16 protein-coding genes are annotated in these 17,878 nt (G+C 62.8%); 5 read left to right on the plus strand and 11 right to left on the minus strand.

The genetic code is table 11. The features are described 5' to 3' along the window. Nucleotides 1–432: 432 nt before the first annotated feature. A complete protein-coding gene (locus ACSQ84_RS01730) occupies nucleotides 433–630 on the plus strand; it encodes a hypothetical protein (protein ID WP_436209920.1) in 198 nt (65 codons plus the stop codon). A gap of 54 nt (nucleotides 631–684) precedes the next feature. Here ACSQ84_RS01730 and ACSQ84_RS01735 read toward each other — a convergent pair whose 3' ends face one another. Continuing rightward, the gene (locus ACSQ84_RS01735; protein ID WP_436209921.1) at nucleotides 685–1,851 is read right to left on the minus strand and encodes an acyl-CoA desaturase; all 1,167 of its coding nucleotides are present in this window, start codon (nucleotides 1,849–1,851) and stop codon (nucleotides 685–687) included. A gap of 603 nt (nucleotides 1,852–2,454) precedes the next feature. Here ACSQ84_RS01735 and ACSQ84_RS01740 point away from each other — a divergent pair. Further along, complete coding sequence (locus tag ACSQ84_RS01740) at nucleotides 2,455–3,345, plus strand: LysR family transcriptional regulator (protein ID WP_436209922.1); 891 nt, start codon at nucleotides 2,455–2,457, stop codon at nucleotides 3,343–3,345. 4 nt (nucleotides 3,346–3,349) lie between these two features. Here ACSQ84_RS01740 and ACSQ84_RS01745 read toward each other — a convergent pair whose 3' ends face one another. From ACSQ84_RS01745 to ACSQ84_RS01760, 4 genes are all read right to left on the minus strand, one after another. Further along, nucleotides 3,350–5,650 carry a PAS domain-containing sensor histidine kinase gene (locus ACSQ84_RS01745; RefSeq protein ID WP_436209923.1) on the minus strand — a complete coding sequence of 767 codons (2,301 nt, stop codon included), beginning with the start codon at nucleotides 5,648–5,650 and terminating at the stop codon, nucleotides 3,350–3,352. A 202-nt stretch (nucleotides 5,651–5,852) separates the two neighbouring features. Beyond that, a complete protein-coding gene (locus tag ACSQ84_RS01750) occupies nucleotides 5,853–7,244 on the minus strand; it encodes a cation-efflux pump (RefSeq protein WP_436209924.1) in 1,392 nt (463 codons plus the stop codon). Nucleotides 7,245–8,119: 875 nt separating this feature from the next. Continuing rightward, nucleotides 8,120–8,620 (minus strand): hypothetical protein, encoded by a 501-nt coding sequence (locus tag ACSQ84_RS01755; protein WP_436209925.1) that lies wholly within the window; start codon nucleotides 8,618–8,620, stop codon nucleotides 8,120–8,122. Between the two features lie 224 nt (nucleotides 8,621–8,844). Beyond that, nucleotides 8,845–9,249 (minus strand): cupin domain-containing protein, encoded by a 405-nt coding sequence (locus ACSQ84_RS01760; RefSeq protein ID WP_436209926.1) that lies wholly within the window; start codon nucleotides 9,247–9,249, stop codon nucleotides 8,845–8,847. 104 nt (nucleotides 9,250–9,353) lie between these two features. On the opposite strand from ACSQ84_RS01760, the gene ACSQ84_RS01765 reads away from it, so the two are divergent. Then, the gene (locus tag ACSQ84_RS01765; RefSeq protein WP_436209927.1) at nucleotides 9,354–10,244 is read left to right on the plus strand and encodes a LysR family transcriptional regulator; all 891 of its coding nucleotides are present in this window, start codon (nucleotides 9,354–9,356) and stop codon (nucleotides 10,242–10,244) included. 432 nt (nucleotides 10,245–10,676) lie between these two features. Next, a complete protein-coding gene (locus ACSQ84_RS01770; protein WP_436209928.1) occupies nucleotides 10,677–11,159 on the plus strand; it encodes a hypothetical protein in 483 nt (160 codons plus the stop codon). A 48-nt stretch (nucleotides 11,160–11,207) separates the two neighbouring features. Here ACSQ84_RS01770 and ACSQ84_RS01775 read toward each other — a convergent pair whose 3' ends face one another. The 3 genes from ACSQ84_RS01775 to ACSQ84_RS01785 form a co-directional block, all read right to left on the minus strand. Next, nucleotides 11,208–12,056, minus strand: coding sequence for an SMP-30/gluconolactonase/LRE family protein (locus ACSQ84_RS01775; protein WP_436209929.1), 849 nt, complete (start codon nucleotides 12,054–12,056; stop codon nucleotides 11,208–11,210). A gap of 183 nt (nucleotides 12,057–12,239) precedes the next feature. Then, the gene (locus ACSQ84_RS01780; RefSeq protein ID WP_436209930.1) at nucleotides 12,240–13,208 is read right to left on the minus strand and encodes a zinc-binding dehydrogenase; all 969 of its coding nucleotides are present in this window, start codon (nucleotides 13,206–13,208) and stop codon (nucleotides 12,240–12,242) included. A gap of 158 nt (nucleotides 13,209–13,366) precedes the next feature. Beyond that, complete coding sequence (locus ACSQ84_RS01785; RefSeq protein ID WP_436209931.1) at nucleotides 13,367–14,362, minus strand: NAD(P)H-dependent flavin oxidoreductase; 996 nt, start codon at nucleotides 14,360–14,362, stop codon at nucleotides 13,367–13,369. Nucleotides 14,363–14,682: 320 nt separating this feature from the next. On the opposite strand from ACSQ84_RS01785, the gene ACSQ84_RS01790 reads away from it, so the two are divergent. Continuing rightward, on the plus strand, nucleotides 14,683–14,901 hold the full coding sequence (locus ACSQ84_RS01790) for a hypothetical protein (RefSeq protein ID WP_436209932.1): 219 nt from the start codon (nucleotides 14,683–14,685) through the stop codon (nucleotides 14,899–14,901). 100 nt (nucleotides 14,902–15,001) lie between these two features. On the opposite strand, the gene ACSQ84_RS01795 is transcribed toward ACSQ84_RS01790, so the two are convergent. The 3 genes from ACSQ84_RS01795 to ACSQ84_RS01805 all read right to left on the minus strand — a co-directional run bounded on the left by ACSQ84_RS01795 (nucleotide 15,002) and on the right by ACSQ84_RS01805 (nucleotide 17,851). Next, nucleotides 15,002–16,066: a ketopantoate reductase family protein gene (locus tag ACSQ84_RS01795; protein ID WP_436209933.1), complete on the minus strand. Its 1,065-nt coding sequence runs from the start codon at nucleotides 16,064–16,066 to the stop codon at nucleotides 15,002–15,004. Between the two features lie 230 nt (nucleotides 16,067–16,296). Further along, the gene (locus tag ACSQ84_RS01800) at nucleotides 16,297–17,316 is read right to left on the minus strand and encodes a 2-dehydropantoate 2-reductase (RefSeq protein ID WP_436209934.1); all 1,020 of its coding nucleotides are present in this window, start codon (nucleotides 17,314–17,316) and stop codon (nucleotides 16,297–16,299) included. Nucleotides 17,317–17,422: 106 nt separating this feature from the next. Continuing rightward, nucleotides 17,423–17,851 (minus strand): CBS domain-containing protein, encoded by a 429-nt coding sequence (locus tag ACSQ84_RS01805; protein ID WP_436209935.1) that lies wholly within the window; start codon nucleotides 17,849–17,851, stop codon nucleotides 17,423–17,425. Between the last annotated feature and the right edge of the window lie 27 nt (nucleotides 17,852–17,878).

The raw sequence follows: 17,878 nt of genomic DNA on the forward strand, positions 1-17,878 counted from the left end.
GCCCTTGACGAAAGGTGCTGGAGCGTACGGTTTGAAGAGGTGCGAAAATTACGAGCAAACCTCGGGCGTAATGCGTCGCGAGAATGCGAAACTATTTCCTCGTCGTCCCTGCGAACGCAGGGACCCATAACCACAGGGAGAAGTTTTGCGAAAGGTCTCTGCTATCGAAGCTTCATCGAGAGACCACGCGGTATGGGTCCCCCGATGCGCAATTGCGCATCGGCGTTCGCAGGGACGACGCGTGGAGAGAGCTGAGAAGTGCAATGACGACCTGGGGCTGTTTGAAATTTGAATCGGAATTGGCGGGCAAAGCCCGCGCGAATGCCGACATCCTCGCCGGCGTGACGACAGTCACGGAAGGGTTTGCTCCGCCGGCATAGGCTGCGGTCATCACGAGCGATGATCGCTTGCGCCAACGGATGGAGAGTTGCCATGACCAAGGTCAATCATGAACTGGGCATCAATGAACTGGAATTGGTCAACGGCGGCGGCCTGGCATCGGCGTTTAGCAAGCCGCCGACGTCCACGACCATAGGCTCCTCCGGCACCGGTGCGCCGGATTGGTGGAATCCGTCGCCCGGCTATTTGACCATGAATGTGGTCATGTCGCTCGGCTCCATTCGATATTGATGGTCGAATGGCTCGCAGGGCGGACTGGAGCCCAATCCATTTCGCCGCTTCTTCCTACGCCCGCACCGCAACCAGCCGCGAGCCGACCGCGCCCAGCAGCAGCTGGTGCGCGCGATCGACGATTTCATCGAGCGAGCGGGTGCGCGCAAACATCGCCTGCGCCTGCGCCAGCAACTCGTCGCGGGTGGGGATCCTCGGATGCAGCGACGCCAGCGCGTCGGCCGTGTGCGATCGGGCCTGGCTCAGCGTCTCCTGCAGCGCCGACAACTCGGACGAATGCAGCGCCGCCGACACGGCCAGCGCAATCCGTTCGGGGTTGAACCGGGCGACGAGTTCGTCGGCGGCGCGATTGATGACGCGCGAGCCGAGCCGCTGCTCGTTGCGCAGCACTTCCGCGGGCGGGGTCTTCAGGTCGCGGACGACGCGAACGAAAGACAGCGCCTTCAAAATGTAAAAGGTGACGTCGATTTCCCACCAGCGAAAACCCTGGCGTGCGCTGCTCTGGTAGGCGTGGTGGTTGTTGTGCCAGCCTTCGCCCATCGTGAAGAACGCCAGCAGCCAGTTGTTGCGGGAATCATCGCCGGTGACGTAGCGCTTGCGGCCGTGAACATGGGCCAGCGAATTGATGCAGAAGGTCGCGTGATAGAGCAGCACGGTGCTCCAGACGAACCCGACCACGAGGCCGGACCATCCGCCGATCAGGAAACAGATGAGCGCGAGGATCACGCTGGGCAGCTGCTCGAACCGGTGCAGGAATTTCAATTCCGGAAAGGCGGCAAAATCCGCCACCTTGACCAGATCGGTGAGGTCGTGCTGGCGGTAGAAAATCCACCCGACATGGCTGTAGAAGAAGCCCCGGTGCCGCGGCGAATGCACGTCATGTTGCGTATCGGAATGCAGATGATGGTGGCGATGCTTGGCGGCCCACCACAGCACGCTCTTCTGGGTGGTGCTCTGGGCGAGGAACGCCAGCACGAATTGAAACAGCCGGCTGGTCGAAAAGGCGCGGTGCGAGAAGTAGCGGTGATACCCCGCCGTGATCGCGAACATGCGCAGCCAGTACAGCGTCCCGCAGATCGCCACCGCCTGCCAGGTGATGCCGGACCAGAACGCGGCAAAGCAGCTGAGGTGCAGCACGATGAAGGGCAGGGCGGACGGATACATGATGTCGTCATGCGCGTCGGTGATGTGGGCGTCGGCATTGTCTGACTTGTCGAACATTTAAGGCGTACTTGGCTCCCTGATGCCGGCATTCGCGGGCATGACTCACGGCTGATGGACGAGTGAGTATCGCATCCACCGGTTAAAGACCCCCTGAAGGGCCGGACGATGTTAGTCGAGCGTTGGATAGAGGCTGGTCACTCACGCGCGCTACGCCGCGCAGGCCACTCGGTCGGCCGAAACCTCACCAACCACAAATAGCGACGACAGGCCAGCCCCGCAAGGCTATGTCGGGTTTCCGACATTACAATTGAGGGGCATTCTGGGGCAAAATGGCGCAGCGCATTCCGTGTTTTTACGGAAAGGTGCGGCTTGAATGTTCTGGATCGGCCCGGCCGGCTTACGCCTGCTTCAGCAGCTGGATCGCGTCGCCCACGCCTCCGGTGAGATTGGAATCGCTCCAAAGATCGATAGCGCTATCTCATGTGCAGCGATGGTGAAACCCGATTGATCTGTCATTGAAATCGGACGATTTGCAGTTCCAATGAGTGCCGAAATCACCCTTCTGGAATGCGGCTTTTGAATTATGGGCCCAGCGGCGCCCGTGGTATTTGTGGCCGCCGGAGCGCGGCGTTAACGACCAGATTCATCGGGGCCATCGTCTTGATCGACAAGCTTGAACTTCTGCTGGCGCTTGCCAAGGAGCGGCATTTCGGACGCGCCGCGGAAGCCTGCGGCGTCACCCAGCCGACGATGTCGACCAGCCTCAAGCAGCTCGAGGAAATTCTCGGCGTCATGCTGGTGCAGCGCGGCTCGCGCTTTCAGGGTTTTACGCCCGAGGGCGAACGCACGCTCGACTGGGCGCGGCGGATCGTCGGCGACACCCGCGCCATGCGGCAGGAGATCAACAGCCTCAAGGACAAGCTCTCCGGCGAGATCCGGCTCGCCGCTATCCCCACCGTGCTCGGCATGGTGGCACAGCTCACCACCCCGTTCCGCGCGCGCCATCCCGATGTGCGTTTCCAGATCCGGTCCTGCACCTCGGCCGAGGTGCTGGGCCTCCTGGAAAATCTCGAGGTCGACGCCGGGCTGACCTATATCGAGAACGAACCGATCGGCAAGGTTCGCACCATTCCGCTCTACAACGAGAACTACCGCCTGCTGACGGCGCCCGATGCGATGTTCGGCGATCGCAAGCAGGTCACCTGGAAAGAAGTCGGCCAGGTGCCGCTCTGCCTCCTGACGCCGGACATGCAGAACCGCCGCATCATCGACCGCGCGCTGAAGTCGGTCGGCGCCGAGGCGATGCCGACTCTAACGTCGAACTCGCTGCTGGTGCTCTATACCCACGTCAAGACCGGGCGCTGGGCCAGCGTGATGCCGGCGAAGCTGGCGGAGACGCTGGGTCTCGCGGACACCGTCCGCAGTATTCCGATCGTCGATCCCGTCGTCGATTACAGCATCGGCATGGTGGTGCCGCAGCGCGATCCGATGACGCCGTTGATCGCAGCCCTGGTGCAGATCGCCCGCGAAGTGGCGCCGACCCTGGAATAGGCGATTACGCCGCTTCGGAAAGCCTGGCCCTCGGCGTGTGCGGCTCGCGCGGCAGCTTGATCCGCACCACCGTTCCGGCGCCGAGCTTGGAGCGCAGCCGCATCGTTCCGCCGTGCAGACTGGTCAGCGACCGGGCAATGGCGAGACCGAGACCCGACCCCTGATAGGTCTTGGTGAGCTGGCTCTCGACCTGTTCGAACGGCTTGCCGAGCCGGCGCAGCGAATCCGGGGCGATGCCGATGCCGGTGTCGGCGATCATGAGCACGATGGAATCGCTGAGCACCTGGCCGCGCACGGTCACCCGGCCGTCGTCGGGGGTGAATTTGACGGCATTGGACAGCAGGTTGACGAAGATCTGCTTGACCGCGCGCCGATCGGCCATGACCGAGATGGTGCTTTCGATGTCGGCGTCCAGCGTCAAATGCTTGTCCTCGGCGCGCCCCGAGACCACGCGCAGCGACTCCGCCAGGATGTTCGACAGATCGAGCGGCTCCATGTCGAGCTTCATGCGGCCGGCCTCGATCTTCGACATGTCGAGGATGTCGTTGATGACTTCGAGCAGATATTTGCCTGATGTGAGGATGTCGTGGCAGTACTCCTGATATTTGTCGGAGCCGAGCACGCCGAACATGCCGCTGCCCATGATCTCGGAGAATCCGATGATGGCGTTAAGGGGCGTGCGCAATTCGTGGCTCATATTGGCGAGGAACTTTGATTTGGCCTGGTTGGCTTCCTGGGCGCGGGTTCGCTCCTGCGAATATTTCTCGGCGAGGTCGGCGAGTTCGGCCTGCGAACGCTTCAGATCGAGCACGTTGGCGCGCATCCGCGCGTCGTTCTCGACCAGCTTGTGCTCGTGCTCCTTGATGCGGGTAATGTCAGTGCCGACCGAGACGTAGCCGCCGTCCTTGGTGCGGCGCTCGCTGATGTGCAGCCAGCTGCCGTCGTCAAGCTGGGCTTCGAAGGTGCGCGCGCCCGGCGCCTGCGCGCCGGTCTCCTGCAATCTGGTGCGGACCTCCGGCATGCTGCCGACTTCGATCACGGTTTCATAGGAGGTGCCGGGCGTCACCGCGGTATCAGGCAATTTGTGCAGGCGCTGGAAATGCGAGTTGCAGAGCACCAGACGGTCCTCGGCGTCCCACAGCACGAAGGCTTCCGGGATGGTCTCGATCGCGTCGCGCAGCCGCAAATCCGCCTCGACCGTCTTCTCGGCGAGGCTCTTCTGTTCGGTGATGTCGACCGCAATGCCGATCAGATGCAGGCCGTTGTCGGCGGCGGCCTGGCTGAGTTCGCAGCGGACGCGCAGCCAGATCCAGTGGCCGTCGGTGTGCTGCATGCGGAACGTCTGGTCGATATGGTCGAGCTTGCCGGAGATCAGTTGATCGGCGATCGCGAACAGGTCGATGTCGTCGGATTTCACCAGCGCGTTGACTTCGCCGAAGGTCAGCAGGTCGTTGCGGGAGTCGAGGCCGAGCATCGTGAACATCGACTGCGACCAGAAGATCCGGCCGCGCGACAGATCCCAGTCCCACAGGCCGCAGCGGCCGCGGTTGAGCGCGGTGTCGATGCGGCCGCGCACCGCGTCGTTGATCAGGTCGCCCTCGCGGGCGCGGGTCGATTGCCAGTGGAAGGCAAAGCCGAGGATCAGCACGACGAACCCGGTGGTCGCGGACAGCGTCACCGACAGCGCCGCGTCCGATCCCCACAGGGGATCGTTCCTTTCCTGGATCACGATGATCTGGCCGGGCAGCGCCTTGATCAGCCGCGAGATCGCCATGGCGCCGTTGCCGCTCGGCAGCGTCATCTCGCTGACGACGCCCTGCTGGCTGGGGGCAGCGAGCAATTGCGCCGTCGAGATCACGTCGAGCACGCGGTCGCTGCCGCCGAGGCCCTCGACCGGAAGCCGCGCCAGCACGCGATGATCCGCGCCGGTGATGATGAAATGACGGCCGCCCGAGTTGCCCCAGGAGGGAATGAGTTCGGGCAGCAGGCTTTGCAGCCGGTCGATGTTAACAGCGCGGTCCTGCCGGATCGAGGCCAGGCGGTCGAGACGCTCGGCCAGCAGGTCGGTGACGGCGGCGAGGTCGCGCTTGATTGCGGCGCGTTTTTGCCGGCTCTGGTCGATCACCTGCACCACCGCGCCAAGGCAGATGGTGATCAGGAAGGCGATGATCAGCGTCGGCACGGCGCGTCGCAGCGCCGGTTCGGCGATCAGCAGCCTGTGGTAAGCCGGCTTAGCGATCGATTGCGCCAATCCCTTGATCGAGTCGGATTGGACGCACGCGTTCGCCGCATGCGCACGCGCCATGCTTAAGACCCCACCGAATTCAATTTTTGCACCCGTTCGGAAGAACCCCACGTCGCTTCCGAATCACAGCGATTTGAATCCGTTTTTTCCGGGCTGTCGAGAGTCAACGATTCGTTAATACGAAATAAATCTTGTCCAATGGGGAATCAGGGACTCCAAAAAGAGTCCGAAACAGGAACGCGCCCGTAAACTTACGCAAGGACTATGCACGCGTCGGCTCGGCGTGGCTGATGACGCGCTTGATGGTGGGGAAGGCGCGGCGCAGCGCGCGCTCGATTTCGTCGACGTTGTCATGCACCTTGATGACGCTCATCGAGGGCGCGGCGCGGCAATGGAAGTTGACGATTTCGCCGGCGTCGGTGTCGCGCACCCGCACATTGTGGATGTCATGGATGGCGCCGCCATTGCCGGCAAAGCCCGCCAGTGCCGCCTTGATGACCTCCACCCGTTCGGGTGAGGCATCGGTGCCGTGGGGCAATTCCGGTTCCAGCGGCTCGATATGGGTGTCGACCTCGACGTCCTCGCCAAACTCCTCGCGGATGCTGCGCTCCAGTTCATGGGCGATATCGTGCGCCGCCGTCAGCGCCATGTCGCCGTCGACCTCGAGGTCGATCGAAACCGTCAGCCGGCCGCCAAGATCGTGCACCGTGACATGGTGGACCGCGAGGCCGGAATTGCGCGCGATCACCATGATGCGCTCGCGCACGCTCTCATTGTCGCGCGCCACCGGCACCGCGGTGAACGTCAGGTCGGCATCGCCGAGCGCCGTGCTGACCGCTTGCTGCGCGGTCCGCTTGATCGCCTCGACGCGGTCGATCGGAGTGGTGCGCGGCACGTTGACGATGGCGTCGATGAAATGGGTCGGCCCGACCATCCGCACGCGCAGGCGCTCGACGCCGACCACGCCGGGCACGGCGCGGATTGCGATCGCAGCTTTCTCCGCCGCGCCCTCCGGCGCGCGGTCGAGCAGGGTTTCGATGGTGGATCGTCCCAGCCGCAATCCCAGCACCGAGATCATCACGGCCACCGCGATCGCCGCCGCCGTGTCGCCCCAGGCATAGCCGAGACCTGATAGCGCCAGGCCGATGATGACGGCGGTCGAGCCGAGCACGTCGGAGGCGAAATGCAGCGCGTCGGCGGCCAGCGCCTGGCTCTTGGTTTCGCGCGCGGTGCGATGCAGCGCCCGCGCCCGCCAGAAATTGACGGCGATGTCGATCACCAGCACCACGAAGGGCACGGCCGACAGCGTCGGCGGCGGAGCGCCTTCGCGCAGGCGGCTCCAGGATTCCACCAAAATGCCGCCGGCCAGCACATAGAGCAGCGCGATGACGAACAGCGCGGAGAGGCTTTCGAACTTGCCGTGGCCGTAATGATGTTCCGCATCGGCCGGCTGGTCGGAGACCCGCACCACCAGCCAGGTGATGATGGTCGCGACCACGTCCACGGAGGAGTGCAGCGCCTCCGAGATCAGCGCCAGGCTGCCGATCGCAATCCCGACCGCAAATTTCGCCGCGGCCATGCCGGCGCTGGCGAAAATCGAGATCGCGGCGACATTGGTCTTGAGGCTGGAAACGCGGGCGTGGGTTAATGTCATGACCGGCGGTTTAGCAGGGCGTCCGTCAACATCAAGCGGCCATCCACAGCGCTAGTCGCAACTGGTTTGCAGAAGCAGGTTTGTTGCGAATTGTTCCGAGTTAAGAGAGCTGTCATTTGCGAAGGTCTATCCGTTTTGTCGTCCCTGCGAACGCAGGGACCCATACGCCGTGTCGCCTGTGTTGGAAGACGCTGTTCGATAATTCTGCGTCACCATGAAATCCTGTGGTTATGGGTCCCTGCGTTCGCAGGGACGACGAGGAAATAGCTTCGCATTCTCGCGGCGTGATCCGCCCGAGGTTTGCTCTTATTTTCGCACCTCTGAAAACAGAGGGCGCAGGGAATGCCGGATGCGCGCTGCACCCGCGGTCTCGTGTGCGAATTGTGCATAGAAAGCTGCACACGAGCATACAGGGCAGCGGAGGCAATCCGACATTCCCTGCGCAATGGCTTTACGGCTTATAACGAGCTCTCCCCGGAGAACGGCTCTTTTGCCTCCGTTGCGCCCTGGAAGCTATTGTCTCCAGGTGCATTGACGCCAGCACCGCGACGTCAGGACCACACGTCTTCACCGTACGCTATCCGCCGCGATCGTCCATCGCGACATCAGCGTCCACCGCAACCCGTCCAACGTCCGTGACGACGGCCGACGCCCTTCTGAGTAGGACGGGATGGCCATGATATGCCGGTGATTTGGGGTGGTGTCAAGAGAAACTTCCGGAAATCGGAAAATAATTGGAGGGGCTGACGGCTGCCAGACGTTGCCGCAGCCGTGCTGGCCTCATGGCTCGCCGCGAGCCGCGCAGGGCCGATTGGCAAGCGTAATCCGCCGATTTACCTCATGGCGGATTCCGCTACGCTAATCGCCTACCTGCTCTAACTCGGCAGTTTGAGTGCGCTGGAGATTTCAGCAAGCGTCGCCTTTTCGGTATCGCTAACCACAACACCGCCAATGCCGAGAAATCCACCCTCGATGGATGCCTCGGCCACGTGTTGGCTGATCTCGCGCAACCAGTTCTTGAACGCAGCGGCGTCGCCCGGCGCTTTCGCACTTAGAACGGCGTCAGCTTTTCTCAGGATTTCGATGCATGCCGTCTTTACCTCGGACGGTTTTCTGCCGCTGAGATTTTCCTTCAAACCGTCGTGTGACACGGCTCGCCCCTCGCTTGTTGCGAAGTCATCGGCAACGGCTTTAATGAGTGGGTTTGAACTTGTTTCCGTCTTCGCCTTCGCCAGCATTTTTCCGCTTGCGAAACTCTCCTGGAGCAGGCCCCAAATCCCACTTGGCTCGGCTGCAGTTACGGCGAGGCCGGGTGCCATCACGCTTTCCAAAAGCGTTTTCCATTCGTCGGCGGTAAATGTTGATTTGTCAGCCATGAGCGCTCTCCTTATCGAAACGAACTTCCGTTAGGCCCGTTCGTTCCCCATTCGCGAGTAGGTAGGCGCCACAGTGCAGTTAGGAATCCGCGCGCGGATTTGCCGAAGGCGTAATCCCGGTGCATTCAAACAAGATGGCGGATTACGCTGCGCTAATATGCGCTACGAGCTGGTCGGATCTGAAAATCGGCATGGATGCCGCCGAGCCCGCCCGTGCGGCGGCATCAATGGTGCAACGGGTCAAGGAACGGCGTGTCGGGCGTCGAGACGTAGAAGATGACCACCTTGGTCAGTTCGGTCGCGCTGGGATTGTAGCCGGTCATCGCCACGTTCGGCGGCTCCACCATCGCTTCTCCTGCGCGCACCGTCAGGGGAGGGCGATCCTTCAGGTCGAGCGTGAAGGCGCCTTCCACGACATAGACCGTCACGGGGAAGCGGTGGGTGTGGTAGACAGTTTTGTCGCCCGGTTTGAATGTGGCGGTCAGGACTCGGACGGTCTGTTTGGCGTCATTCGGCAAACCCTCGACAATTTGCTGCAGAACCAGATTGGGCTTGGCCAGCCCCGCCTGCTGGGCGTGGGCGGGGATGCCGAGAATGGCGATGAGTGCACAGCTCAGTGTGAAACGCATGTGTCGCCTCCGTTGGTCTAAGCCTGCCAAAGGCTAGCCAGCGATCGGGCTCTGCGGGAGCCGCAACATTGCGGTCCCGGGCCGCAGAAGTGCATAATGCGCGGATGTTCGATTGGAACGACTTGAGATATTTCCTCGCCGTCGCCCGGCATCACAGCACCATTGCGGCCGGAAAATCGCTTGGGCTCAGTCAGTCGACGGTGCAGCGGCGGGTCAATGAACTCGAAAGGCGGATCGGGCGGCAATTGATGGCGCGCCACCCGACCGGCTATCGGCTCACCGAATTCGGCGAGATGCTGCTTCCTTACGCCGAGCGCATCGAGGCTGCGGTCGGCGATTTCGAACTGCGGACCAAGGACACCGCGCGCGAACTGGCCGGGGTTATCCGGGTGACATGCCCCGAGCCGATCGTCTACCGCATGACGAAATCGTCACTGATCGATCGCTTTCATGCCCGTTATCCCGGGCTTCGGATCGAGTTCGTGACCAGCGATCGTTACCTCGATTTGTCCAAGGGAGAAGCGGATGTGGCGTTTCGCTCCGGCGATACCGAGGACGAACTCGTGGGCCGCAAGATTGCTGACTCGATTTGGGCGGTCTATGCCAGCCGCGCCTATGTCGCGCGCCACGGCCAGCCGGCGCGGGCCGAAGATTTTTCGTCGCATGCCTGGGTGGGATTCGATGAATCCCTGAGCCAGCATCGCGCGGCCAAATGGCTTTCCGAGGTTGTCCCGAACGCGACGATGTCCGCGCGTCATACCAGCGTGCTTGGTCTGGTCTCGGCAGTGAAATCCGGCATCGGTATTGGCGCGCTTCCCACCGCACTTGGCGATGCGGAGCCGGATCTCCTGCGCGTACTGGGACCGATCCCGGAGCTGGCCCGAAGCTGGCGTCTGCTGGTCCATCCCGACCTCAGGCGCGTCCCTCGCATCGCGGCATTCTTCGACTTCATCATCGAAGAACGCGAAGCGCTGAAGTCGATCCTGACAGGCTAAAGCGTTCTCGAGAAAATCGGATAGGGGCTCTCGAAAAGAAAAACAAGAGGCAACCGCACGCCCGTTGCGTCCACCGACGATGCGGCTGTCACTGCCTGGTCGCCGAGTACCTTAACATGACGACGCCTGGCCGCCCGTTAAGTGGTTCCTGACGGCAGCGTCAGGGCGCGGTTTCGCCGGTTAACGTTGTCGGCAAGGCGCGCGGAGTTTTTTGTGAATCCGGTGCCCTCGAAACCTAGTTAAACAACGTAGTCGGCAATTCAGGAGTAAGAACGTTAAGTGAACAAGGGGCTTCGGGCATAGTAGAACTGCCGGAATTTTGGCGATATTCTCTTCGCCCTAAGCAAGAGCGCGGGCGCGCAGCGCCCAACAAAGTGGAGTCTGATTAGGTCGATTACGAAGACTCACTTTTGGACAAGGGGAGTACTAGTGATGGTACAGTCTATAGTAGAGCGCGTCTCGAGCGTGATTGATCTGGAGGGTGAAATCGAAGCGGAGTTTCGAAGAAGTCCGCCGGTCCACGAGCGGCGGCCAGTCACTTTCGCGCCAGCAAGGGTGCATGAGCCGGCCGGCTCGATGCCGGACACTGCGTCGATGCCTGATTATGTCGAGCACCGCGAGGGCGCCACCGAGATCGGCAAGCTGACGGCGGAAGCCATTGTCCGCGAATACGAAGCTGCGGCGAAAGAAATCGAGGCGATGGGCGCGGAACTGATCGACCGCGTCAAGCAATGCGAGGCGATGACCCGCGATGCGCTCGCCGTGACCCACGAAATGAAGGAAACCGCAGCGCGGTACCGCGAGGAAGCCAAACGCATCTTCGTCCAAATCGAGGATTGTTCACAGATGACCGCGGAGGTCCGCAGGACCTGCACCGAGTTGAAGGAAAAGATCGCCGCTCCGGCCACGGCCTGATCCAGCTTCGGGCTTGTTCGAACTTTGGTTCCGTGCGTGCGTCTGCGCTCAGGGATTGCCCGCGCCCGGAATCTCCACCTCCACCACATCGATCCGCGATGACGATTTCCGTTGCCGCAGCTCTTCGTACGATGTCGCGGCGCTCAGGCAGAACAGCGTGCGCCGCTCGGGGCCGCCGAGCACGCAGGCCAGCGCGCGGCGGCCGGGGACCTCGATGCGCTGCAATTCGCGGCCCTCACGGTCGAGCCGGATGAAGGCGTCCTCCTCGAAGGCCGCAACCCAGACCGCGCCATCCGCGTCGAGGCAGATGCCGTCTGGCGATTTCATGCTGCCGAAGCGGCCGCGCAGCTTCAAGCCGCCATCGGCGGCGATGTCGTAGTCGGCAAGGCAGGCGCCCGCCATTTCCGCGACGACGAGGCGGTCGTTATCGGGCGAGACCGCGATGCCGTTGGGAAACCGCAAGCCGTCGGCGACCACGCGCCGTGCGCCGTCGGGCATGACCAGGATGATGCGGCCGACCGCGCCGTGATCGCCCTTCGGCGGCAGATCGAAGCCGAGATCGCCGACATAGGTGCGGCCGAGCCCGTCGACGATCATGTCGTCGATGGTACCGGTCGCGATGTCGGAAAGATCAGCGTAGAGCGACAGTTCGCCGCCGGAAAAGGCGAGCAGGCGTTTTTGAAACATCGTCAGCACGATCAGCCTGCCGTCCGGCAGTACCCCGAGGCCGCACGGCGTGTCGTCGAATTTCGCGTGCTGCTCGCATTCGCCGGAGGTAGCGAGGCTGAGCAGCGTTCGCGCCATGCAGTCGACGAACCAGAGTCGGCCATCGTGCCAGCGCGGGCCCTCGAAGTAGCGGCCGCCGTCGTGGATGGTGTGGAGTTTGGTCTGTGTCATTGTGGTGGCCTTTCCTCATCCCTGCGTGAGCGCAATTGCGCTCATCGCTGGAGGAGCGCGCAATTTCGCGCGCGTCTCGAAGGATGTGGCCCGACTGGTGGCCTCATGGTTCGAGACGTGCGAAGATGCGCTCCTCACCATGAGGAGGGCGCGCTGCACCGCGTCCCGTGGCACGGCGCAGCGCTACAGCGTCACCACGATTTTCCCGAGGTGCTTGTTGGCTTCCATGTGTGCGAACGCCTTGCCGATCTCGGCGAATGGAAAAACCTTGTCGATCGGCAGCTGCAATTTTCGGGACTCCACCGCCGGCCAGATGTCTTTCCGAACCTCGTCAAAGATCTCGCGGATCTCCTCGATGGTCCGGGTGCGGAAGGTGACGCCGATATAATGGATGCGGCGGGCGGCGTGGAGATCAAAATTGAAATCGGCATGGGTGCCGCCGAGCCGGCCGACATTGACGATGCGGCCCTTGACCTTGGTGGCCTTGAGGTTCTGGTTCGCGACGGACCCCGAGACCTGATCGACGATCAGGTCGACGCCTTCGCCAGCGGTGGCCTTCAGCACTTCATCGACCCAGCCGGGATCGGAGGAATCCACCGCGAGGTCGGCGCCGAATTCCTTCAGGCGGCCACGGCGCGTCGCGTCGGTGGAAGAACCGATCACGAGTTTCGCGCCCTTGTATTTTGCGATCTGCATCGCCATCAGGCCGACGCCGGAGGAGGCGCCCTGGATCAGCACGGTCTGGCCGGGCTGCAGCGCGCCGTTGGTGACGACGGCGTTGTGCATGGTGGCGAGCGCGACGGGTAGCGTAGCGGCCTCCTCAAAATTCATGTTGGAGGGGGCGCGGAACAAGCGGCCGTGGTCGGCCAGCGTGTACTCAGCGAACGCCGCGCCGCCGGAGCCCATGATCTTGTCGCCGACCTTGACGCCCCTGGCGTCGGGTCCGAGCTCGGCGACTTCGCCCGCCCATTCCATGCCCAGCACGGTGCCGACACCGCCGGCCGCGCCATGCACATGGCCCTTGGTCATGCCGAGATCGGCGCGGTTGAGGCCGCAGGCGTTGACCTTGACCAGCACCTGCGTGCCTTTTGGTGAAGGTTTTGCGACCTCGGCGATTTCGGCGCCGTTGGCACCGTAGACATAGGCTTTCATGGGAGCTTCTCTTTTTCTCCCTCTCCCGCACTTGCGGGGGAGGGCGGGGTGGGGGTGTTGCCACGAGCGATACTCTTCGTGGGGAGAGAGCCCCCACCCGGATCGCATCTCCGATGCGATCCGACCTCCCCTGCAAGCGGGAGAGGTGAAGCAGCCTCCTATTCCGCGGCTTGACGTGCGGCGCCTGACATCATGCCTTCGAGGCGGCTCTGGATGATCGCTTCCGCATCGCGCATGATGCGCGACACCAGTTCGGCGCAGGTCGGGATATCGTGGATCAGGCCCTGCACCTGACCGGCCGACCAGATTCCCTCGTCGGCATCGCCTGATGCGTAGACCATCTTGCCGCGGGCGCCGGCGACGAGCTCGCGCACGTCCTCGAATTTGGCGCCTTCCTTTTCCATCTGCACCACCTTGGTCGAGATCGCGTTTTTGGCGACGCGCGAGGTGTTGCGCATGGTACGAAAAATAAGTTCGGTCTCGCGCTCGTCATTGGCGACGATGCGCTCCTTCACCAGCTGATGGATCGGGCTTTCCCTGGTGCACATGAACCGCGTGCCCATGTTGATGCCCTCGGCGCCGAGCGCGAGCGCTGCGACCAGGCCGCGGCCGTCACCGAATCCGCCGGAGGCTATCATCGGGATCTTGATCTTGTCGGCGGCCGCCGGGATCAGGATCAGGCCGGGCGTGTCGTCCTCGCCGGGATGGCCGGCGCATTCGAAGCCATCGATCGAAAGCGCATCGACACCCATCCGCTCCGCCGACAGCCCGTGGCGGACGCTGGTGCATTTATGAATGACCTTGATGCCATGTTTCTTGAATTCGGTGACGTGTTCCTGCGGCTTATTGCCGGCGGTTTCCACGATCTTGATGCCGGCCTCGATGATGGCCTGGCGATATTCCGCGTAAGGCGGCGGCTTGATGGAAGGCAGGATGGTGAGGTTGACGCCGAACGGCTTGTCGGTGAGCGAGCGGCAGCGCGCGATTTCTTTTGTCAGGTCCTCCGGCGTCGGCTGCGTCAGCGCGGTGATCAGCCCGAGCGCGCCGGCATTGGCGACGGCCGCGACGAGTTCGGCCCGTCCGACCCACTGCATCCCGCCCTGGACGATCGGGTGCTCAACGCCAAACATCTCGGTGAACCGCGTCTTGATCATGTGGCCCTCTGTTTCCCCGGCGCGGCCAGGGCCACGCACGCTTTTTGTTGGATTTCGAGGGTCAGGATGCCGTCAGCCACCGCAAAAGTCTACCGGCGGCCGGCCGGGAGCAGGGCATCGCAAGCATGCAAAAGCGCGGCTGTTGTTTTCCGCAGAGCGGAACACTGGGCCATTGTTTCGCTGCGATGGTTGGGGCGCGGGCGATGCCAATTCCTGGGTGATCAAAATCACGGTCCGTCCGGAAGAGCTGAGGCAAGGTGCGATCACGGGCCGCGGAGGCCCGGGAACATCAACCACTCTAGCGAACGGACAGGATGATCATGAACAATTCCCTGAATCAGAACACGGGCGCTGACTGCGAAATTCTTAGCCTCGACCAACTCGAGGCCGTCAGCGGCGGTCGCATCGGTGGCGGCCTCTTCGGCGACAAGGTCGTCATCATCGGCTGCACCACGCGGCCCCCGTTCGGCGGCTATCCCCCGGGAACGGTGACCTGGAATCCCTGGATCGGCCAGCCGTATCCGACGCCGACTTTCTGAGGCAACGAGGCAGCCGATGCAGCTTGTTGGCATCCGGCTGCCTCTGCGGGTCTGACGAAGCCGCGCGTGCGAAGCCTGCCGGCTGCGCGCGCATTGGCGATCACGCCGAGCCGGACCCGCTCCCCACGATCTTCTCGCTCAGTTTCTGATCGACGACCTGCACGGTATTGTCGATCTCGGCATTGGGCGCGTCGAGCTGATGCGAAATCAACTTCACCAGCAGGTCGACCCGCTCGATGAACGGCGCGCCGCTGGCGACCGCACGCGCCGCCGACGACGGCTTGAGCAGGCTTTCCGCCGCCTTGGCATATTTCTCGAACGGCACTTGATCCTGTGGGTCGGCGCCGAGGCGCCGCGCGATACCGTCGACATGTTCGTAGATCGATCGCGACAGTTTCAGATCACCGTGCACCGCGTCGCGGATCGACTGCGGCTCGGTCGGCGTGATGCAGCGGTAATTGCCGGTCAGCAGCATCGACCATTTCGCCAGCGGGACAAACAGCGAATCGAACACCTTGAGCTTGACCGGAACGTCCTGGCCGTCCAGCTTCACCGCGTCGATGCCAGCTTCCAGCTCGCGCAGCAGCTGGTTATGTTTCCCGTCTTCGAATGCCGCTGCCTTGAAGTTTGTCGGCAGGCCGACATGAAGGATATTCGCCGCCTCGTCCGGCGGGCGGAAGGCCTGCGGATCGGGCGAGCACAGCGACACCAGTCCCGGCTTGAACCGCTCCCAGACCAGCGCATTGGTGTAGGCCTCCTCGAGGTCCATGTCCGCCAGTGCCGGGATCCGCTTGAGATAGGGCAGCGGCGGCATGTTCATGATCGACAGGCAGGGCAGCTTCGCCTCGGCGATCTTGATCATCAGCACCCGGATGGTGTGGTTGGTGTATTGCGGCTCCTGCATCGCAAGACCGACCAGATCATAGCGGGACAGGTCGACCTCGGCGGGCGTGACCGCATCGAGCTTGCCGGGCAGGTCGCGCGAGAAAATCGGGCGGTGTGTGGGTTCGTCACGCAGCTTGATGCGAACCTCGGTGCCCTCGCGATTGATGAGTTCGGCCGTCTTCTTGCGGCAAACCAGCGTCACGTTGTGACCGGCCATCAGCAGTTTCGTTCCCAGCAACGAGCCGTAGGAAGCTCCAAGGATCAGAATGTTGCGCGCCATACTCTCTCTCTTCCACCGGTTGTGCTGGGTTTGCTTTGATGTTTCGCCCGCGCCTGGCCTATTAGAATTTCCGGCCAACATCCGCGCTTGCAGGCGGAGGAACGGAGCAGGCCAAGTCTATTTCGCTTGGGGCAGCTCCTTTGGGCAAGGAGCGGCCGTGCTTATCGCAAGTACATCGGCATTACAATCACGTCGCCTCCTGATCCTTAGCAGCGTCGAACAAACCCCTATCATGCGAAGGCCGACGCAATTGTCTCGGCCGGGCGGACCGTGCCGTCATAGAGCCCGGCGATATTGGCGCGCTGGCCGACCAGGGCCAGCACGGCATCGAGTGCCGGCGTCGGAATCTTGGTCAGCCGTCCCATTTCCTGCACCACCGTGACCAACGGATCGATCTCCATCGGGCGGCCGCGTTCGAGATCCTGCAGCATCGACGTCTTGTGCGCGCCGACCTTGCGGGCGCCTTCGATGCGGCGTTCGACGTCGACCCGGAAGTTGACGCCAAAACTTTCCGCAATGGTCTGCGCCTCGATCATGATCGCCTTCGACAGCGCGCGCGTCGCCGGATCGGAGCAGATCACGTCGAGCGTGGCATGGGTGAGGGCGCTGATCGGGTTGAGGCAGACATTGCCCCACAGCTTGAGCCAGATCTCGTCGCGGATGCGATCGAGCACCGGCGCCTGCATGCCGGCCCTGACGAACGCCTCGGACAGCCGCTGCACGTCGGAGGTCGCCTCGCCGGAGGGCTCGCCGAGCGGGAAGCGGTCGCCATAGACGTGGCGGATCACACCGGGCGCCTCGATCTCGGTTGCGGGATAGACGATGCAGCCGATCGCGCGCTGCGGCGTCAATTCGCGCCACTGCCGGCCGCCGGGGTCGATGCTCTCCAGCGTCGACCCCTCATGGGCGCCGCCATGCTTGTGGAAATACCAGTAGGGAATGCCGTTGACGGCGGTAACGACGCGGGTGTGCGGTCCGAGCAGCGGCTGCATCTGATCAAGCACGCCGGTGATGGAATGCGCCTTCAGGCAGATGATGACGTAGTCCTGCGGCCCGAGTTCGGCCGGATTGTCGGTGCAGCGCGGATGCACCACCCGCTCTTCGTCGCCGATCAGGAGCTTGAGCCCATTGGTGCGCATCGCGGCCAGATGCGCGCCGCGCGCCACCAGGCTGACATCGACACCGGCGCGCGCAAGCTGCACACCGAGATAGCCGCCGATCGCGCCGGCGCCGTAGATACAGATTTTCATGGGGTCCTTCGCCAAAGCCAATGGTTGACAATTCCGGCGTCAAGCAGGCGCCGGCGCAAAAGGTCTCCTCAGACCAGCGCGTTGCAGCTGAGGTTCAGGACGAATGTCAGGCCGAAATGGCCAGCGTGGCGTTGGCTTCCTCGTCGAACGCGGTCGAGATGTCGCGGATGCTGACGACACCGATCAGGCTGTAATTGTCGAGCACCGGCACGTGGCGGATGTGGTGCTTGTTCATGAGATGGCGAACGTGTTCGAGCGAATCCTGCGCACTGCACGACACCAACTGCTGCACCGAAATGAATTGCGAAACCTTGAGATTGGCACCGGCCGCACCATGCTCGGCGATCGCGCGCACCACGTCACGCTCGGTGAACATGCCGACCGCCGTGTTGCCCTCGGTGCGAACGACATCCTTGACCACCAGCGCGCTGATATTGCTGGAGCGCATCAGTTGCGCGGCGATGGCGACCGTCTCGTTCATGCGAACCGTTGCGACACGGGCGGCTTTCTTGCGCAGGATATCTCCGACTTGCATGGCAACCTCCTTGGGTGGAACGTGTGC

The sequence above is a fragment of the Bradyrhizobium sp. LjRoot220 genome (genome assembly GCF_964252915.1).
Classification (GTDB): domain Bacteria; phylum Pseudomonadota; class Alphaproteobacteria; order Rhizobiales; family Xanthobacteraceae; genus Bradyrhizobium.

What these genes read in the sequence shown, in the direction of transcription:
- ACSQ84_RS01730 (WP_436209920.1), top strand. Translation starts at nt 433, where the DNA reads ATGACCAAGGTCAATCATGAACTGGGCATCAATGAACTGGAATTGGTC.
- ACSQ84_RS01755 (WP_436209925.1), bottom strand. Translation starts at nt 8,620, where the DNA reads ATGGCTGACAAATCAACATTTACCGCCGACGAATGGAAAACGCTTTTG.
- ACSQ84_RS01795 (WP_436209933.1), bottom strand. Translation starts at nt 16,066, where the DNA reads ATGGCGCGCAACATTCTGATCCTTGGAGCTTCCTACGGCTCGTTGCTG.
- ACSQ84_RS01745 (WP_436209923.1), bottom strand. Translation starts at nt 5,650, where the DNA reads ATGGCGCGTGCGCATGCGGCGAACGCGTGCGTCCAATCCGACTCGATC.
- ACSQ84_RS01790 (WP_436209932.1), top strand. Translation starts at nt 14,683, where the DNA reads ATGAACAATTCCCTGAATCAGAACACGGGCGCTGACTGCGAAATTCTT.
- ACSQ84_RS01765 (WP_436209927.1), top strand. Translation starts at nt 9,354, where the DNA reads ATGTTCGATTGGAACGACTTGAGATATTTCCTCGCCGTCGCCCGGCAT.
- ACSQ84_RS01760 (WP_436209926.1), bottom strand. Translation starts at nt 9,249, where the DNA reads ATGCGTTTCACACTGAGCTGTGCACTCATCGCCATTCTCGGCATCCCC.
- ACSQ84_RS01785 (WP_436209931.1), bottom strand. Translation starts at nt 14,362, where the DNA reads ATGATCAAGACGCGGTTCACCGAGATGTTTGGCGTTGAGCACCCGATC.
- ACSQ84_RS01735 (WP_436209921.1), bottom strand. Translation starts at nt 1,851, where the DNA reads ATGTTCGACAAGTCAGACAATGCCGACGCCCACATCACCGACGCGCAT.
- ACSQ84_RS01800 (WP_436209934.1), bottom strand. Translation starts at nt 17,316, where the DNA reads ATGAAAATCTGTATCTACGGCGCCGGCGCGATCGGCGGCTATCTCGGT.
- ACSQ84_RS01770 (WP_436209928.1), top strand. Translation starts at nt 10,677, where the DNA reads ATGGTACAGTCTATAGTAGAGCGCGTCTCGAGCGTGATTGATCTGGAG.
- ACSQ84_RS01780 (WP_436209930.1), bottom strand. Translation starts at nt 13,208, where the DNA reads ATGAAAGCCTATGTCTACGGTGCCAACGGCGCCGAAATCGCCGAGGTC.
- ACSQ84_RS01805 (WP_436209935.1), bottom strand. Translation starts at nt 17,851, where the DNA reads ATGCAAGTCGGAGATATCCTGCGCAAGAAAGCCGCCCGTGTCGCAACG.
- ACSQ84_RS01750 (WP_436209924.1), bottom strand. Translation starts at nt 7,244, where the DNA reads ATGACATTAACCCACGCCCGCGTTTCCAGCCTCAAGACCAATGTCGCC.
- ACSQ84_RS01775 (WP_436209929.1), bottom strand. Translation starts at nt 12,056, where the DNA reads ATGACACAGACCAAACTCCACACCATCCACGACGGCGGCCGCTACTTC.